This is a genomic window from Micromonospora sp. NPDC049282 (genome assembly GCF_043197045.1).
GTDB lineage: Bacteria > Actinomycetota > Actinomycetes > Mycobacteriales > Micromonosporaceae > Micromonospora.
Map to the genome: position 1 here is coordinate 509,062 of NZ_JBICSL010000001.1, position 15,939 is coordinate 525,000.

Genomic DNA, 15,939 nt, shown 5'->3' on the forward strand with positions numbered 1-15,939 from the left:
ACCGTCGAGACTAGTGTGGCCGGCCGACACTTCCAGCTCGCCGTACCGGCGGGTAGGTTCGCGGGGTGAGCGTCGCAGTGAGCACCGACCCCGGCCGCCTCGGCTTCGATCCCGCCCGGCTGGCGCGGATCGACGAGCACTTCGCCCATTACGTCGACGACGGTCGGCTCGCCGGATGGCAGATCGTCGTCACCCGCCGGGGCGAGATCGCCCACTCGTCGACGTACGGGCAGCGCGACCGGGAGGCCGGCACCCCCGTCGAGTCGGACACGCTGTGGCGCATCTACTCGATGACCAAGCCGATCACCTCGGTCGCCGCGATGATGCTGTGGGAGGAGGGCCGGTTCGAGCTGAACGACCCGGTCAGCCGCTGGCTGCCGGAGTTCGCCGACGTCCGGGTCTACGACCGGGGCTCGGCGCTCAAGCCGTACACCGTGCCGGCGACCGAGCCGATCCGCATCTGGCACCTGCTCACCCACACCTCCGGCCTGACGTACGGCTTCGCCCAGGTCTCGGTGGTCGACGGCCTCTACCGGGCGGCCGGTTTCGACCTCGGCGTGCCGCCGGGCACGGACCTCGCCGCGGCCTCGGCCGGCCTGGCCCGGTTGCCGCTGCTGTTCCAGCCGGGGACGAGCTGGAACTACGGGGTCTCCACCGACGTGCTGGGTCGCCTGGTCGAGGTGATCTCCGGGCAGTCGCTGGCCGCGTTCTTCACCGAGCGGATCCTGCGCCCGCTCGGGATGACCGACACCCGCTGGTGGGTGGAGCCGGCGGACGCCAAGCGGCTGGCCGCGCTCTACGCCCCGCACCCGGCGACCGGCCAGGCGGTACGCGCCGACAAGATCGGCCGGGCCGCGCTGGCGGAGCCGAGCTGGCACTCCGGCGGCGGCGGGCTGGTCTCCACCGCCGCCGACTACCACCGCTTCACCCAGTTCCTGCGGCGCGGCGGCGAGTTGGACGGGGTGCGCCTGCTCGGCCCCCGCACGCTGCGCTTCATGACCCGCAACCACCTGCCCGGCGGCCGGGACCTCGCCTCGTTCTCCCCGGAGGGGTTCAGCGAGACCGTCCTCGACGGGATCGGCTTCGGGCTGGGCTTCGCCGTGGTGCTGGACCCGGTGCCGTCGCGGGTGCCCAGCAGCGTCGGCGAGTACTACTGGGGCGGCATGGCCAGCACCGCGTTCTGGGTGGACCCGGTGGAGGAGGTCACCGCGCTGCTCTTCACCCAGCTCATGCCGTCGAGCACCTACCCGCTGCGCAGCCAGTTGCGTCAGCTCGTCTACTCGGCGCTGCTCGACTGAGCCAGTCCGGCCGGCCGGGCCGCAGAACCGACAGAACCGGCCGGGCCGGTTCCAGCGGAACGGCGCCCGCCCGGCGGCCCGCTGCCTAGCCTGGGAGACATGAGCGACATCGTCGTGTTCGGCGCCGGTGGGACGGCCGGCTCCCGGATCGCCGCCGAGGCCGTCGAGCGAGGGCACCGGGTCACCGCGGCGGTCCGCCGTCCGGAGGCGGTCGGCTACCTGCCGCCCGGCGTACGCACGGTGACCGGCGACGCGACCTCGGCGCGGAGCGTACGCGAACTGGCCGAGGGTGCGGACGTGCTGGTGGTGGCGATCGGCGGCGGTGAGCGTGACCTGTGGCGCGACGCCGCGCGGACGCTCGTCGACACGCTGTGGGACCTGTCCGACCCGCCCCGGGTGATCCATGTCGGCGGTGGCGCGACGCTGCTCACCGCGAAGGGCACCCGGTTCCTGGACGAGTCGGACTTCCCCGCCGAATACCGGGACTCGGCGCAGGGGCAGGCCGACGCCCTGGAGTTCTACCGCTCCTCGGCCGACGGGGTGACCTGGACGTACGTCTCCCCGCCGCCGTTGGAGTTCCACCCCGGCGAGCGGACCGGGCACTACCGGACCGGCACCGACCACCCGGTGACCGACGCGCAGGGCCGGTCGGTGCTCACGTACGAGGATCTGGCGGTGGCGATCGTCGACGAGATCGAGAACCCGAGGTTCGGCAACGTGCGGTTCACCGCCGCGTACTGATCAGTCGGCCAGCCGGGCCGGGAACCCGCCGGTGGCGATCGGACCCCAGGACTCGATCGTGACCCGGATCAACGACTTGCCCTGCTCGACCATGGCGGCCCGGTACTCGTCCCAGTCCGGGTGCTCGCCGGAGATGCTGCGGAAGTATTCCACCAGCGGCTCCAGCGCCGCCGGCAGGTCAAGCACCTCGGCCACGCCCTCGACCTGCACCCACGGACCGTTCCAGTCGTCGGAGAGCACGCACGCCGAGACCCGGGGGTCGCGGCGGATGTTTGTCACCTTGGCCCGCTCGGGATAGGTGGAGATGACCAGCCGGCCCTCGGCGTCGACCCCGCAGGAGACCGGGGAGGACTGCGGGCGGCCGTCGGCCCGGGTGGTCATGAGCACGACGCGGTGCCGGGGGCGGAGGAACTCGGTCAGGGCGTCCCGGTCGACCCGGGTGTTGCGCGCGATGCTGCGTGGCATGTCTCGGTTCTACCAGGTCGGCGGGCGGATCTCAGCGCGGGCGGGCGGCGGCCCGGCGCGGGGAGACCTGCTCGGGCACGCGGGGGCGCGCGGTGGGCCGCCAGGCACGGCCGTTGGCGTAGATCACCCGGAAACCGAGGTACGCCGCGAGCGGCGCCCAGTGCGCCGAGCCCATCCGCAGCTCGGCGGCGTTGTGCCGCTGCCCGTTGGCCAGCACGTCGAGCAGCACGGTCTCGAAGGCGGCCGACTCGACCCAGTCGACGTCGCGGGTGAAGCCGCAGATCAACGCCGCGCCGGTGACCTCGATGAAGCCGCGGAGCGCGGCGTCGGAGGCGCGCAGCACCGAGCAGCTGCCGAAGTAGAGGCGTCGCCCCTCGCAGCGGCCGGCCATCCGCTCGGCCACGTCGGACAGCTCGATCGAGTCCCAGTCGGTGAGGCAGAGCCGACTCGGCTCGCCGTGCATGGCGAAGAAGCCGACCCGGTGGTCGGCGTACTGCTTGAGGAGCCAGCGGTCGAGGAAGTAGAACAGCTCGTCGCGGGTGGCGGCGTCCTTGTGGATGTAGCGGATCCGTCCCAGCCGTTCGAGCAGTTCGAGCGTGGGCAGGACGGACCCCCGCTCGTTGAGGTCGCGATGCCACTGCCCCTCGACGCAGAACACGCCGCCACGTGCCAACGCCCACCTCCCCCGTGCGAACCGGGCCCGGGAGCAGACGTTACCGCGCCCCTCCGACGCAGCCGAATGTGAGAACAATTTCCGCTAATCACCACGAAACCCCCCGGAGGCTGTCACGGTGAGGAGGACGGGACGTACCGGCCGTTCCACCCGTCCCGACCCCAGATCCGCTCTCTCATCGGGAGGATTCCTGTGCGCGTCAACACCCTGAAGCGGGCGGCCGTCGCGTTGGCGCTGGCTCTGCCCGGGGCCGCCGTCGCGGCCGTCGTGGCCACGCCACCGGCCTACGCCGACGGCTGCTACACCTGGGCCCGGACGCTCTCCCCGGGCAGCTCGGGCACCGACGTCCGGCAGCTCCAGGTCCGGGTGGCCGGCTGGGCCGGGTACGGCGGCATCGTGCGGGTCGACGGCCGGTACGGACCGGAGACGGCCGCCGCGGTCAGGCGCTTCCAGGCCGCGTACGGGCTGCGGGCCGACGGCGTCGCCGGTCCGCAGACGTTCGCCAAGATCTACGCCCTCCAGGACGACGACTGCACGCCGCAGCACTTCAGCTACGCCGAGCTGGACAACGGCTGCGGCAAGGGCGGGTGGGGCGGAGGCCCGCTCTCATCGTCCGCCACCAGGGAGAACGCCCTGCGCGCCATGTGGAAGCTGGAGGCGCTGCGGCGCAGCCTCGGCGACAAGCCGCTCTACGTCACCAGCGGCTTCCGCAGCATCGCCTGCAACCGGCAGGTCGGCGGCGCCTCGGACAGCCAGCACCTGTACGGCCACGCGGCCGACCTGACCTCGCGGAGCCGGACCCTCTGCGAGGTCGCCCGATCGGCCCGCGACCAGGGCTTCAGCGGCATCTACGGCCCCGGTTACCCGGATCACGGCGATCATGTGCACGTGGACTCGCGCCGGGAGAACGACAAGGACAAGTCGGCCAACGCCACCGACTGGTCCGCCCCGAACTGCGGGATCAACTGACGTAGCCGGCGGACGGGCGACCCGACGCGGGAGTGGGGGCTCCCCGCGTCGGGCCGCCGTGGTGCCCGGCCCGGGCCGGCGCGGCCGTCGCCACGCCGCGACGCGCGGGCCGGGAGCCACTCGCCCGGAGAGCCAGCACGGCCCGGGCAGCGCTGCCCGGCCACCTACGCCGAGGTCAACGCACCCGGTCCCGGCTCACCCCGAGCCACGGAAGCCGAGGCCAACTCGCCCGGTCCCGGCTCACCCCGGGCCACGGAAGCCGACGTCAACGCACCCGAGCCCCACTCACCCCGGGCAGCCGAAGCCGAGGTCAGCTCGCCCGGGGCCAGCGCGGCCGGGCCGCCGGTGCCGGCGGTGTGCTCGACCCGGAACCGCGCGTCCGCTGGCCGACGCCGGGCCGAACCGGCGGCGCGGCCACCCGCGGGACCGGACCACGCGGCACCTGGCCGGGTGCGAGCCGGGCGGCCGGGGCCGCGGCGCCCGGCCGGGCAGCCTGACCCGCGCCCGGCCGGGCAGTCTGGGCCGCAGCCGGCCGGCCGGCCTGCGCCGAGCCCGGCCGGACCGCCTGCGCCGAGCCCGGACGCGGCGCCGAGCCCGGACGGGCCGACGGGCCGGTCAGCACGAACGGGAACGGCACGTGCACGAACGGGTTGCCGTGCCGGACCAGCGCGTCGATCTGGCGCTCGTTCAGCCCGTGTGTCTCCAGCACCCGGCGCCCCCAGCGGTGCAACCGGCAGGGGAACGCCGCCCCGTCGTTGCGGCACTTCGGCCCCGCGGGCCATTCCTCGGCGGCGTGCACCACCACCGCCCGGACCGCGAGGCGCACGTCCTCGGGGGTCAACGTCGCCGGCACCGGCACGTCGCCCAGGATCTGGTCGATGGGATCCCTCGACTGCTCACCAACTCGCACGGCAGGCCTCCCGCAGCTCGGCAGCGGTGCGGCGGACCGGCCGCACCACATCCTCGCCCACTGGTACGGCCGGATACCGGCAGCAGTTCAATCCCGCCACGCGGTGAGCATTTCCTCCGGCCCGAGCACGCTCACACCGTCGACCGCACGGCCGCTGCGCACCACGGCGACGACCGGGGTGTGTTCGTCGGCTCCCGGCAGTTGTGCGCGGTGGTGGAGCAGCCGGCTCAGGTCATGCGCGTCGAACGACCCGTGTTCCAGCCACTTGACCGAACCCACGAAGGTGATCCGCTTGGCCACCGGCCCTCGGTCGCCGCCGACGAGGTCGATCTCGGGATCGTTGGTACGGGTCCAGAAGCCGCTCACCACCGCAGTGTCGGCCGGCAGATGCCCGGACGGCAGCCGGCGCAACGACTCCCGGATCACCGGTTCCACCGCACGCCCCCGCCAGGAGGTCCACGAGGAGTCGATTCGGGCCAACGTCAGGTCTCCCCGACCACGCTCGATCTCCGGCAGGTAGGGCCCGAGGAAGGCAAGCCAGAAGCGGAGGTACGGAGCGGCGACAACGTAGCGGGTCTCACGGGAGGGTCTGGTGGACAGCGGAAGGGTGGCCTCGACGATCCGCTTGTCGGTGAGCAGCCGGAGCGCGCGATGCAGCGATCCCTGCGGAATACCGCCCGCGGCCCGGGCGATCGACGAGAAGGTACGTTCCCCGGCTCCGATGGCGCGAAGCACCGTGTCCGGCTGTGACTGCGGGGGAAATTCGGCGGCGAGGGCCCGCTCGCCGCTGACGAGCAGCGCGGAAGTGGGGTCCCTGACCGCGCCGGAGAGGTAGTCGCGCAGCCCGTCGCCGGGCGCCCAGTCGTCGACCACCAGCGGCAGACCGCCGGTGACCAGGTAGGCGTCGATGGCGTCCGCAGGAGTCAAGTCGAGCATCTCGCCCACGTCGGCCGGGCTGAGCGGCGGAACCACCATCTCCGTGGCGCGCTGATGGAAGGGGCGCCCGTAGTCGTTCAGTGCCTCCATCATCGCCAGGTCGGACCCGACGCAGATCACCAGGACCGGCCTGCGGGACAACTCCCGATCGAAGACCTTCTGCAGGGTCCCCTCGAAGCCGGGATCGGTGGCGATCAGATAGGGCATCTCGTCGATCACGACGACGCTCGGTCGGTCGGCGGGCAACGCGGCGGCAAGCAACGTGAGCGCGGCGTCCCAGGTGGCCGGCGCCTGTCCGGTGAACAGCCCGGCACCCGGGAGCGTCGAGCCCGTCACGGCCGACACGAACAGCGCCAGATCGGCGGCGGCGGTCGGCTGCGCCGAGGCGGTGAAGAACAGATGGGGCACATCCGCGCGCGCGACAAACTCCTCCACCAGTCGCGACTTGCCTACCCGGCGGCGTCCACGCATAAGCAGCGCTCGCCCGGGACGCCCGGCCCGGCCACCGCGTGCCACGCGGCCGAGCATCCCGTCGAGCTGGGCCAGCTCACGAGTCCTGCCGACGAATCCATCCATACGATCACCATGAAGCTCTCATCTCGGATACTCTCATCCTTGATACTATCAAAAATGAGAGCCTTGGTGATTGAGAACCTCGGCGCTCAGACCAGGTCGGCGTCCTGCACCAGCAGCGCCACCTGCACCCGGTTGTTCAGGTCCAGCTTGGTGAGCAGCCGCGACACGTACGCCTTCACGGTCGCCACGCTCATGAACAGCTCGGCGGAGATCTCCGCGTTGGTCCGTCCCCGGCCCAGCAGCAGCGCGACCTCCCGCTCCCGCTCGGACAGCCCACCCAGCAGCCGCACCGCCCGGTCCCGCTTCGGATCCGGCCCGGGCGCCGGCGCGGCGGCGGTCACGTGTGCGATCAGCTTGCGGGTCACCGCCGGGGACAGCGTCGCCTCCCCCGCCGCGACCCGGCGTACCGCCGCCACGATCTCGGCCGGCGGGGTGTCCTTGAGCAGGAAGCCGCTCGCCCCGGCGCGCAACGCCCGCAGCACCTGCTCGTCGGCGTCGAAGGTGGTCAGCACCAGCACCTCGGGCGGGTCCGCCGCCGCCCGCAGCGCCTCGGTGGCGGCCAGCCCGTCCACCCGGGGCATCCTGATGTCCATCAGCACCACGTCCGGGGCGTGTTCGGCGACCGCCGCGGGCACCTCGGCGCCGTCGGTGGCCTCGCCCACCACGGTCAGGTCGGGCACCCCGCCGAGGATCATCGACAGCGCGCCCCGGACCAGCGGGTCGTCGTCCACGATCAGCACCCGCACCACGTCACTCATCGGGCCACCTTCGTTCGCGACTGCGGGGCTCGCGAAGCCGAACCACTCCTCGCGCTCACGGCACCACCGCCCAGGGCAGCCACGCGGTCAACCGGAAGTCGCCGTCGGCGTCGCGCCCGTGGTCGAGGCGCCCGCCGGCCAGCGAGACCCGTTCGGCGACGCCGACCAGCCCGGTGCCGGCGCCGGGAATCGCGGTCGCCGGCCCGCCCACCGGCCACGGGTTGCTGATCTCGACCGCCAGCCCGTCGCCGGGGCTGCCGGCCAGCCGGACCGTCACCACCGCGCCGGGCGCGTGCTTGCGGGCGTTGGTGAGCCCCTCCTGCACGATCCGGTAGGCGCTGCGCCCGATCGCCACCGGCACCTCGGCCGACTCGGTCACCTCGTCGACCACGCTGACGCGTACCCCGGCCTCCCGGCTCTCGGCGACCAGCGCGGGCACGTCGCCCAGCGTCGGCTGCGGTCGTTCCGGGGTGGCCTCGGAGCCCACCTCGGCCCGCAACACGCCGATCACCTCGCGCAGGTCCTGAAGCGCGGCGTGCGCGCTGGCCCGGATCACCCCGGCCGCCCGGGCGACCTCGGCCGGCGGCGCGTCCGGACGGAACTCCAGCGCCCCGGCGTGCAGGCTGAGCAGGGAGATCCGGTGGGCGAGCACGTCGTGCATCTCCCGCGCGATCCGACCGCGTTCGAGGTGCCGGGCCTGGTCGAGCCGGAGCTGCTGCTCGGCCTCGGCCCGCTCGGCGCGGTCGCGCAGCGACAGCACCAGCTGGCGGCGGGCCCGCACGAACAGCGCCCACGCCACCACGATGCCGAGGAAGAGCACGGTCCAGGCCATGGCGGCCCAGAGCGGCATGGCCGGGTCGGGGCGGAGCGCGATGTAGGGCAGCGAGGCGACCATGTTCCAGCCGACAAGCGTCAGCCCGACCGGCAGCGGCCGGTGCACCAGCACGGTGAACAGCACGATCAGCAGGGCGGCCCCGGCGGTGACCGAGAAGAACGTCAGCGGCGCGGTGGCCACGGCCAGCCCGACCGGCCAGCGGCGCCGCAGCCAGAGCGCCCCGGTCGCCAGCAGACCGGCGAGCAGGTCGATCCCGAGCAGCCAGTCCGGCCCGATGTTGAGCGCGAACTCGGGATCCGGGCGGACCGCGTCCTCGTGCGCGATCGCCACCCAGAGCAACGCGATCAGAAACAGCAGGCTGTCGACGAACCAGTCCCGTGGGGTACGGCGGGGCGACCGGGCGGGCACCAGGGAGCCCGGCAGAAGCCAGGGGTGATCGGGTACGACGGCGCTGCTCACCTGCCCAATGCTAGGGAGTCGTCCGGACCGGCGACCAGCTACCAAAGTCGACGCCTGCGGTGAACCGAGGTCGGTGCCGGCGGCGACCGCCGGCCGCAGCGGACGACCGGGTGGCCCCGGCAGGCTTCTCGGCATGATCGAAGTCGACCACCTGACCAAGCGGTACGGTCCGCACACCGCCGTCGAGGACGTCACGTTCCGCTGCGAACCGGGCACGGTGACCGGATTCCTCGGCCCGAACGGCGCCGGCAAGTCCACCACGATGCGCATGATCTGCGGGATGACGCCGCCCAGCTCGGGCGCGGCCACGGTGACCGGCCGGCCGTACCGGCAGCTGCCCAACCCGGGGCGGGAGATCGGCGTCCTGCTCGACGCCTCCGCCCAGCACGCCGGTCGCACCGGCCGGGAGACGCTCACCCTGGCCGCCCGCACCATGGGCGTGGACCGGGGGCAGGTGGCCGCGAAGCTGGACCTGGTCGGGCTGAACGCCACCGCCGCCCGGCGGCGGGTCGGCGCGTACTCCCTGGGCATGCGGCAGCGGCTCGGCCTGGCGCTGGCGCTGCTGGGCGACCCCCGGGTGTTGATCCTCGACGAGCCGGCCAACGGCCTCGACCCGGAGGGCATCTTCTGGATGCGCGGCCTGCTGCGCGACTACGCCGACCGGGGCGGCACCGTGCTGCTCTCCTCGCACCTGCTGCGCGAGGTGGAGGCGGTGGCCGACCGGCTGGTGGTGATCGGCGGCGGCCGGGTGGTCGCCCAGGGCGGCAAGGACGAGCTGTTGGCCGGCGCCGGCACGCTGGTCCGCGCCCGGGACCAGCACGCCCTGCGCCTCACCCTGGACCGCGCCGCGCTCCCGGCCACCGCCGGCACCGACGGCGGCTTCGTCGTCCGGGCCGAGCCGGAGGCCGTCGGCCAGGCCGCGGCCGATGCCGGGCTGGTCCTCACCGAACTGCGTCCGGCCGGCACCGGCGGCCTGGAGCAGCTCTTCCTCACCCTCACCGCCGGCGCGTCGACCAAGGAGGCCGTCCGATGACCACCGCCACCGCCCCCGCTCCCACCGCCGCCCACGCGCGGCCCGAGCCGCCCGCCGCCGGCCCCTCGCTGGCCCGGCTGACCGGGGTGGAGCTGCGCAAGCTCGCCGACACCCGGGCCGGGCGCTGGCTGCTGATCAGCATCGGGCTGATCGCGGTCGCGATCGTGGTGGTGCAGCTCTTCGTCACCGACGGCCCGGAGCAGACGTTCACCGCGTTCTTCGCCCCGTCGCTGCTGCCGGTCGGGCTGCTGCTGCCGGTGCTGGGCATCCTCTCCATCACCGGCGAGTGGTCCCAGCGCACCGCGTTGACCACGTTCGCGCTGGTGCCGCGCCGGGAGCGGGTGATCGTCGCCAAGCTCGCCGCGGTGGTGCTGGCCGCGCTCGCCTCGGTGCTGGTCAGCCTCGCCGTCGCCGCCGTCGGCACGCTCGCCGCCAAGGCCACCGGCGGGGCGGGCGCCTGGACGTTCGACTGGCAGATGCTGCCGTACGCGGCGGTGTTCCAGGTGGCCAGCGTGCTGATGGGCGCCGGGTTCGGCCTGCTGCTGCTGAACACGCCGCTGGCGATCGTCACATACCTGCTGCTGCCGACCGTGTGGAGCGTGCTGGCCGCGATGATCGAGGGGTTGCGGGGGCCGGCCCGCTGGCTGGACACCTCGTACACGATGGAGCCGCTGCTGGGGCCGGACATGACCGTCGGGCAGTGGGGCCGCCTCGGCGTCTCGCTTGTCGTCTGGATGCTGCTGCCGCTGGTCGCCGGCCTGTTCCGCACGCTGCGGCGGGAGGTGTCCTGACCGTGCCGGTCCGGGAACCCGGCGACGTCGTGGTCGACGGCGGGGTCGGTGAGCTGGTGGTGATGTGGGCCGGGTTCCCGCTGCTCGGGGCGGGACTGGGCGCCGGGCTGACCGCCCTGTCCGGCTGGATCGCCGGGCTGGCCTGGTTCCCCTTCCAGGGCGTGTTCGAGCTGCTGGACCGGTGGCCGGACCAGCGGTCGTACCCGCTCGGCGCGGGGGTGGGGGCGCTGGCCGGCCTGGTCCTGGCCGTCGTGGGCGTCCGGGAGCGGCTGACCGTCACGGTCGGGCGCGGTTCGGTGCGGCTGCACCGGGACGGGCACGGCCGGGACGTCGCACGGGGCGAGGTGGTCGGCGTGTTCGTCGACGGCAAGGCGCTGGTGCTGCTGGACCGGGCCGGTGGCGAGCTGGCCCGGGAGCGTTCCGACCTGAGCGCCGGGCGACTGCGGGAGGCGTTCACCGGGCAGGGCTGGCCGTGGGTGGAGCAGGACCCGCACCGGGACGCGTACCGGCGGTGGGTGCCCGGGCTGCCCGGGCTGCCGGCCGGCGCGGACGCCCTGCTGCGGGCCCGGGAGCGGGCGCTCAGGGACAGCCGCGACGCCGAGGTCCGGGAGCTGCACGGGGAGCTGGCCCGGCTCGGCGTCGTGGTGCGGGACGAGGGGAGACGGCAGTACTGGCGTCTGGTCCCCCATCCCCACTAACCCCACTCCGGTTGCATGCGGGGTGGCCCGCGGGCGCGGGGGGCGTTGGGGAGGGGGCGTTCTAGACTCGGGGCCCCGACCGCCCGATGGGAGTTCCCGTGCGTCCTCGGCTCGCGCCCCCGGTCCTGGTCCTGGTCCTGCTGCTCGCCGGTTGCGGCGGCGAGGCCGAACAGGTCGCCCTCCCGACGCCCGCGAGCCCCACGCCGAGCACGGTGGCGCCGCTGACGGTCAAGGAGGCGAAGGGGCGTTACCTGGCCGTGGTGGCGGCGTACGACATCGCCCGCGACGAGCTGGCGGAGGCCGAGAAGGCGGGCCGGCCGTGGCGGTCGGTGCGGGAGCGGGCCGCGGCGGTCGCCGCCGCCAACACGACCTGCGCCGACGAGCTGCGCGCCGTCCGCTGGCCGGCCGCCGTGCAGGCGCCGATGGTGGCGCTGCTCGCCGAGCACGAGGTGGCGCTGCGGCACTGGAAGCTCGCGACCGGCGCCGGCAGCGCCGCCGAGCTGCGCCGGGAGATCCGGGCCGCCGACGCGCACGACGGCGTCCGGCAGGCGGCGAAGGTACGCGCCGCGCTGGGCCTGCCGCCGCGTCGCCCCGCCTGACCGCGCTGCCACCGCACCGCGCCACCTGACCGCCCGGCGCCGGTGGTCGCTCGGCGGGAAAGCCACTCACGAGCTGCGTTTTCGGCATCAGAGCGAACCGTTCGGGCATGTTCTGCGTACAGACCGGTGGGGCGTGGCGCGCAACTCGGAGGCACAGTGTCAGTGGTTCGGACTGATCCATTCGCGGGGACGATCCTTCAGGTGGGGGTGCTGGCGGGTCTCGCCGGCACGGTCGGCCTGGGCCGGGCGGGCTGGTTGGCCGGCCTCGTCTACGGGGTGGTGACGTTCGCCGTGCTCGGTCACGGCCTGCGCCGCTCGGGCGCGGACCGGCTCGGGCCGGCCGACTGGGTGACGCTGGGCCGGGCCACCCTGGCCGGTGGTGTGACCGCGCTGGTGGTGGACTCGTTCAGCCGGCCGATCGTGGTCCCGGTGCTGGTCGTGCTCACCGCGGTCGCGCTCTCCCTGGACTGGGTCGACGGGCAGGTGGCGCGCCGCACCGGCACGGTCAGCGCGCTCGGGGCCCGGTTCGACATGGAGGTCGACTCCTTCCTCGTCCTGGTGCTCTGCGTCTACGTGACCGGCCAGGTGGGCCCGTGGGTGCTGGTGATCGGCGCGATGCGGTACGTCTTCGTCGCGGCCGGCTGGACGCTGCCCTGGCTGAACGGCTCGTTGCCGCCGCGCTACTGGCGCAAGACGGTCGCCGCGATCCAGGGCATCGCGCTGGCCGTGGTGGCGGCGGACGTGCTGCCCCTCGTGCCGGCGGTCGTGGTCCTGGCCGGCGCGCTCGCGCTGCTGGTCGAGTCGTTCGGCCGCGACGTGTTCTGGCTGTGGCGGCACCGCGCCCGGGTGGCCCGCCCAAGGAGCGCTGCTCCGGAGGTCGCTGGTTCGGAGATCGCTGACCCGGTGGTCGCTGGTCCCGCGGTCGCGGCGCCTGCGGTCGCGGCGTCCGGGGTCGCTGCGCCGGCAGCGATCCGCCCGGAGGCCGCGCGTCCGGCGGGCCGCGTCCCCGCTCCGGTGGGCCGCCGGAACGGCTGGAAGCCCGGCGCTCCGGTGCTGGTCGGCCGCGCCGAGGTCGGCGGTCGCCGCCCGTGACCGACGACGACCGGACCCCGCCCCCGGCCTCCCCGCAGTCCGACCCGTCCACGACCGACACGTCCACGACCGACACGTCCACGACCGACACGTCCACGACCGGCGAAGGCGCGACCTCGACCGACGGCGCCGATTCCGACGGCGACGCGACCCCGGCCACCGCCGCCGGCGAGCGCCGCCGCCGGGTCCTCCCGGTGGCCGGCACCGTGCTGGCCGCCGCGCTCGTACTGGTCGCCCTGATCGCGCCGACCGACGTCAACGACCTCGCCCCCGCCGCGTTCCTCCGGATCCCGGTGGAGGGGCTGATCGCGGTCGCCCTGCTCCTGGTGCTGCCGCCGAAGCCGCGCCGGATGGTGGCCACGGTGCTCGGCGCGCTGCTCGGTCTGGTCCTCGTCCTCAAGCTCGCCGACCTCGGCTTCTCGACCGTCCTGGACCGACGCTTCGACCTGATCGCCGACTGGGCCTTCCTCGGCGCCGGCGCCGAGTTCCTCTCCGAGTCGTACGGGCGGGCCGCCCAGGTGGGCGCCGTGGCGGTGGCCGTGGTCGCGGTCGTCGCCGTACCGGTGCTGGTGACGCTGTCGGCGCGGCGGCTGGCCCGGCTGCTGGGCGACCACCGGCTGGTCAGCGCCCGCACCGCCGCCGCGTTCGCCGCCGCCTGGGTCGTCTGCGCCGTGCTCGGCGCGCAGGTCGTGCCCGGACTGCCGCTCGCCGCCGACACCGTCGCGGCCGGCGTCTACGACCGCACCCGGCAGGTGAACGCGGGCCTGCACGACCAGGAGCGGCTGAACGACCAGCTCGCCGGCGACCCGTTCCACCACACCCCCGGCGACCAGTTGCTGACCGGGCTGCGTGGCAAGGACGTCCTGGTCACGTTCGTGGAGAGCTACGGCCGGGTGGCGGTGGAGGATCCGGAGCTGGCCCCGGAGGTGGACGCCGCGCTGGACGAGGGGACGCGGCAGCTGACCGCGGCCGGCTACGGCAGCCGCAGCGCGTTCCTCACCTCGTCCACCACCGGCGGGGGGAGCTGGCTGGCGCACGCCACGCTGATGACCGGCATCCGCGCCGACAACCAGCTGCGCTACACGAACCTGGTGCACAGCGACCGGCTGACCCTCAACGGCGCGTTCAAGCGCGCCGGGTGGCGGACCCCGCTGGTCATGCCGGCGCTCACCCGGGCCTGGCCGGAGGCCGACTTCTTCGCCGCCGACCGGGTCTACGGCGCCAAGGACCTCGGCTACCGGGGGCCGACGTTCAGCTTCTCCTCGCCGCCGGACCAGTTCACGCTGGAGGCCTTCCAGCGCGCCGAGCGCGGGCCCGGGCACGCCCCGGTGATGGCCGAGATCCCGCTGCTCTCCAGCCACATCCCGTGGACGCCGGTGCCTGACCTCGTCGACTGGGACGACCTCGGCGACGGGTCGGTCTTCACGGGCACCAACCACGCCGACCGCGCGGACGAGGGCACCCGCCGGGCCTACCGGAAGTCGATCGTCTACTCGCTGCGTACGCTGATCTCCTACGTCCAGCGGTACGGCGACGAGAACCTCGTGCTGGTCTTCCTCGGCGACCACCAGCCGGCGCGGGCGATCACCGGTGCGGGGGCCGGCAAGGACGTGCCGATCACCATCGTGGCGAAGGACCCGGCCGTGCTCGACCAGATCTCCGGTTGGGGCTGGCAGGACGGCCTCAACCCCGACCCGGACGCCCCCGTCTGGCCGATGGAGTCGTTCCGCGACCGGTTCCTGCGGGCCTTCGGACCGCAGTCCAGGACTCACAGTTAGGAACGTCGTGACGATGCTCGCACGGGTCTGGGGGATCACCCGGTCCCTGGCCATCTACCACGGTCAGCCGGCCAAGCACCGACGCGCCCGGGAGCTCTACGGCCAGTTCCTCTCCCCCGGTGACCTCGGCTTCGACATCGGCGCCCACGTCGGCGGCCGGGTCCGCACCTGGCGGCGGCTGGGCGCGCGGGTGGTCGCGGTCGAGCCGCAGCCCGACTGCCTGCGGGTGCTGCGCCTGGCCTTCGGGCGCGACGACGGCGTGGCGATCGAACCCACCGCGGTCGGCGCCCGGGCCGGTCAGGCGCGGTTGGAGCTGTCGTCGGCGACGCCGACCGTGTCCACCATGTCGTCGACCTGGATCGACTCGGTCACCGCCGACCCGAGTTTCGCCGGGGTGCGGTGGGACCGGTCGGTCGAGGTGCCGGTGGTGACGCTGGACGACCTGATCGCCCGGCACGGCGTACCGGCGTTCTGCAAGGTCGACGTCGAGGGCTTCGAGGTCGACGTGCTGGCCGGGCTGAGCCGGCCGGTGCGTGGGCTCTCCTTCGAATACCTCCCACCGGCGCACGAGGCGGCGCTCGCCGCGCTCGACCTGGTGGAGCGGCTGGGCGCGGGGGCGGGCGGCTACCGCTACAACTACTCGCCGGTGGAAACCATGCGGTTCGCCTCGGCCGAGTGGCTGGACGCGGCGGGCCTGGTGCGGCTGCTGGAGACGTACCGTCCGGGCGGCCGCTCCGGCGACGTCTACGCCCGGTTGACGTCCGCCTGACCTAGGCTGGCGGCCATGACCCGCTACGCCGCCCTGCTGCGGGGCGTCAACGTCGGCACGACCCGGCTGGCGATGGCGGACCTGCGGCGCGTCGTCACCGACCTCGGGCACGACGACGTCAAGACCTACCTGCAGAGCGGCAACGTGGTGTTCACCAGCCCACCGACCCGCGACGAGGTGCTCGCCGAGGGCATCGCGAAGCGGCTCGCCGACGAGCTGGGTCTGCGGGTGCCGGTCCTGGTCCGGGACGCGGGCGAGCTGGCCGCGGTGGTCGACGCCAGCCCGTACGCGGGGCGTCAGGACGACCCGACCCGGGTGCTGGTGGCGTTCCTGTCCGCCGCGCCCGAACCGGCCCGGGCCCGCGAGCTGGCCGTGCCGGCCGGCGAGGAGATGGAGTACGCGGTGGCCGGCCGGGAGGTGCACCTGCACTACCCGGCCGGCAACTACGGGCGGACGAAGTTCACCACCGCGTACCTGGAGAAGAAGTTGGGCGTGGTGGTGACGGTCCGCAACTGGAAGTCGGTGCTGGCCCTGCGCGACCTGACCGCCGGTTGACCGG

Annotated in this window: 17 protein-coding genes; 11 read left to right on the plus strand and 6 right to left on the minus strand. The window is 74.1% G+C overall.

Annotation, left to right across the window (positions count from 1 at the left end; translation table 11 throughout):
- Positions 1-65: 65 nt before the first annotated feature.
- Both ACGFI2_RS02350 and ACGFI2_RS02355 read left to right on the plus strand, forming a co-directional pair.
- Positions 66-1,298 (plus strand): serine hydrolase domain-containing protein, encoded by a 1,233-nt coding sequence (locus ACGFI2_RS02350; protein ID WP_393509292.1) that lies wholly within the window; start codon positions 66-68, stop codon positions 1,296-1,298.
- 99 nt (positions 1,299-1,397) lie between these two features.
- A complete protein-coding gene (locus ACGFI2_RS02355) occupies positions 1,398-2,039 on the plus strand; it encodes an NAD(P)-dependent oxidoreductase (protein ID WP_393509294.1) in 642 nt (213 codons plus the stop codon).
- On the opposite strand, the gene ACGFI2_RS02360 is transcribed toward ACGFI2_RS02355, so the two are convergent.
- Together ACGFI2_RS02360 and ACGFI2_RS02365 are read right to left on the minus strand one after the other, a co-directional pair.
- Complete coding sequence (locus ACGFI2_RS02360; RefSeq protein WP_393509297.1) at positions 2,040-2,504, minus strand: PPOX class F420-dependent oxidoreductase; 465 nt, start codon at positions 2,502-2,504, stop codon at positions 2,040-2,042. It lies immediately after the preceding gene.
- 31 nt (positions 2,505-2,535) lie between these two features.
- Entirely contained in the window at positions 2,536-3,177 is a 642-nt protein-coding gene (locus tag ACGFI2_RS02365; protein ID WP_393509300.1) for a DUF6642 family protein, read from the minus strand.
- A 192-nt stretch (positions 3,178-3,369) separates the two neighbouring features.
- On the opposite strand from ACGFI2_RS02365, the gene ACGFI2_RS02370 reads away from it, so the two are divergent.
- Positions 3,370-4,146 (plus strand): D-Ala-D-Ala carboxypeptidase family metallohydrolase, encoded by a 777-nt coding sequence (locus tag ACGFI2_RS02370; protein WP_393509303.1) that lies wholly within the window; start codon positions 3,370-3,372, stop codon positions 4,144-4,146.
- 310 nt (positions 4,147-4,456) lie between these two features.
- Here ACGFI2_RS02370 and ACGFI2_RS02375 read toward each other — a convergent pair whose 3' ends face one another.
- The 4 genes from ACGFI2_RS02375 to ACGFI2_RS02390 all read right to left on the minus strand — a co-directional run bounded on the left by ACGFI2_RS02375 (position 4,457) and on the right by ACGFI2_RS02390 (position 8,620).
- Positions 4,457-5,056 (minus strand): hypothetical protein, encoded by a 600-nt coding sequence (locus ACGFI2_RS02375; RefSeq protein WP_393509306.1) that lies wholly within the window; start codon positions 5,054-5,056, stop codon positions 4,457-4,459.
- A gap of 87 nt (positions 5,057-5,143) precedes the next feature.
- Entirely contained in the window at positions 5,144-6,568 is a 1,425-nt protein-coding gene (locus ACGFI2_RS02380; protein WP_393509309.1) for an ATP-binding protein, read from the minus strand.
- Positions 6,569-6,654: 86 nt separating this feature from the next.
- On the minus strand, positions 6,655-7,326 hold the full coding sequence (locus ACGFI2_RS02385) for a response regulator (protein ID WP_393509312.1): 672 nt from the start codon (positions 7,324-7,326) through the stop codon (positions 6,655-6,657).
- A 55-nt stretch (positions 7,327-7,381) separates the two neighbouring features.
- A complete protein-coding gene (locus tag ACGFI2_RS02390) occupies positions 7,382-8,620 on the minus strand; it encodes a sensor histidine kinase (protein WP_393509315.1) in 1,239 nt (412 codons plus the stop codon).
- 133 nt (positions 8,621-8,753) lie between these two features.
- Between ACGFI2_RS02390 and ACGFI2_RS02395 the strand changes: the two genes are divergently transcribed.
- The 8 genes from ACGFI2_RS02395 (at position 8,754) to ACGFI2_RS02430 (ending at position 15,935) form a co-directional block, all read left to right on the plus strand.
- Positions 8,754-9,653: an ABC transporter ATP-binding protein gene (locus tag ACGFI2_RS02395; protein ID WP_393509318.1), complete on the plus strand. Its 900-nt coding sequence runs from the start codon at positions 8,754-8,756 to the stop codon at positions 9,651-9,653.
- Entirely contained in the window at positions 9,650-10,444 is a 795-nt protein-coding gene (locus ACGFI2_RS02400; protein ID WP_393509321.1) for an ABC transporter permease, read from the plus strand. The genes ACGFI2_RS02395 and ACGFI2_RS02400 overlap by 4 nt, the downstream gene beginning before the upstream one ends.
- Positions 10,445-10,446: 2 nt before the next feature.
- Positions 10,447-11,142 carry a hypothetical protein gene (locus tag ACGFI2_RS02405; RefSeq protein ID WP_393509324.1) on the plus strand — a complete coding sequence of 232 codons (696 nt, stop codon included), beginning with the start codon at positions 10,447-10,449 and terminating at the stop codon, positions 11,140-11,142.
- A 98-nt stretch (positions 11,143-11,240) separates the two neighbouring features.
- The gene (locus tag ACGFI2_RS02410; RefSeq protein WP_393509327.1) at positions 11,241-11,741 is read left to right on the plus strand and encodes a hypothetical protein; all 501 of its coding nucleotides are present in this window, start codon (positions 11,241-11,243) and stop codon (positions 11,739-11,741) included.
- Positions 11,742-11,942: 201 nt separating this feature from the next.
- The gene (locus ACGFI2_RS02415; RefSeq protein WP_393509330.1) at positions 11,943-12,833 is read left to right on the plus strand and encodes a CDP-alcohol phosphatidyltransferase family protein; all 891 of its coding nucleotides are present in this window, start codon (positions 11,943-11,945) and stop codon (positions 12,831-12,833) included.
- Positions 12,830-14,611 (plus strand): sulfatase, encoded by a 1,782-nt coding sequence (locus tag ACGFI2_RS02420; protein WP_393509333.1) that lies wholly within the window; start codon positions 12,830-12,832, stop codon positions 14,609-14,611. Before ACGFI2_RS02415 ends, ACGFI2_RS02420 begins: the two co-directional genes overlap by 4 nt.
- Before the next feature lie 13 nt (positions 14,612-14,624).
- Positions 14,625-15,380, plus strand: a complete 756-nt coding sequence (locus ACGFI2_RS02425) for an FkbM family methyltransferase (protein WP_393510066.1) — start codon at positions 14,625-14,627, stop codon at positions 15,378-15,380.
- A gap of 15 nt (positions 15,381-15,395) precedes the next feature.
- Entirely contained in the window at positions 15,396-15,935 is a 540-nt protein-coding gene (locus ACGFI2_RS02430) for a DUF1697 domain-containing protein (protein ID WP_393509335.1), read from the plus strand.
- Positions 15,936-15,939: the final 4 nt, after the last annotated feature.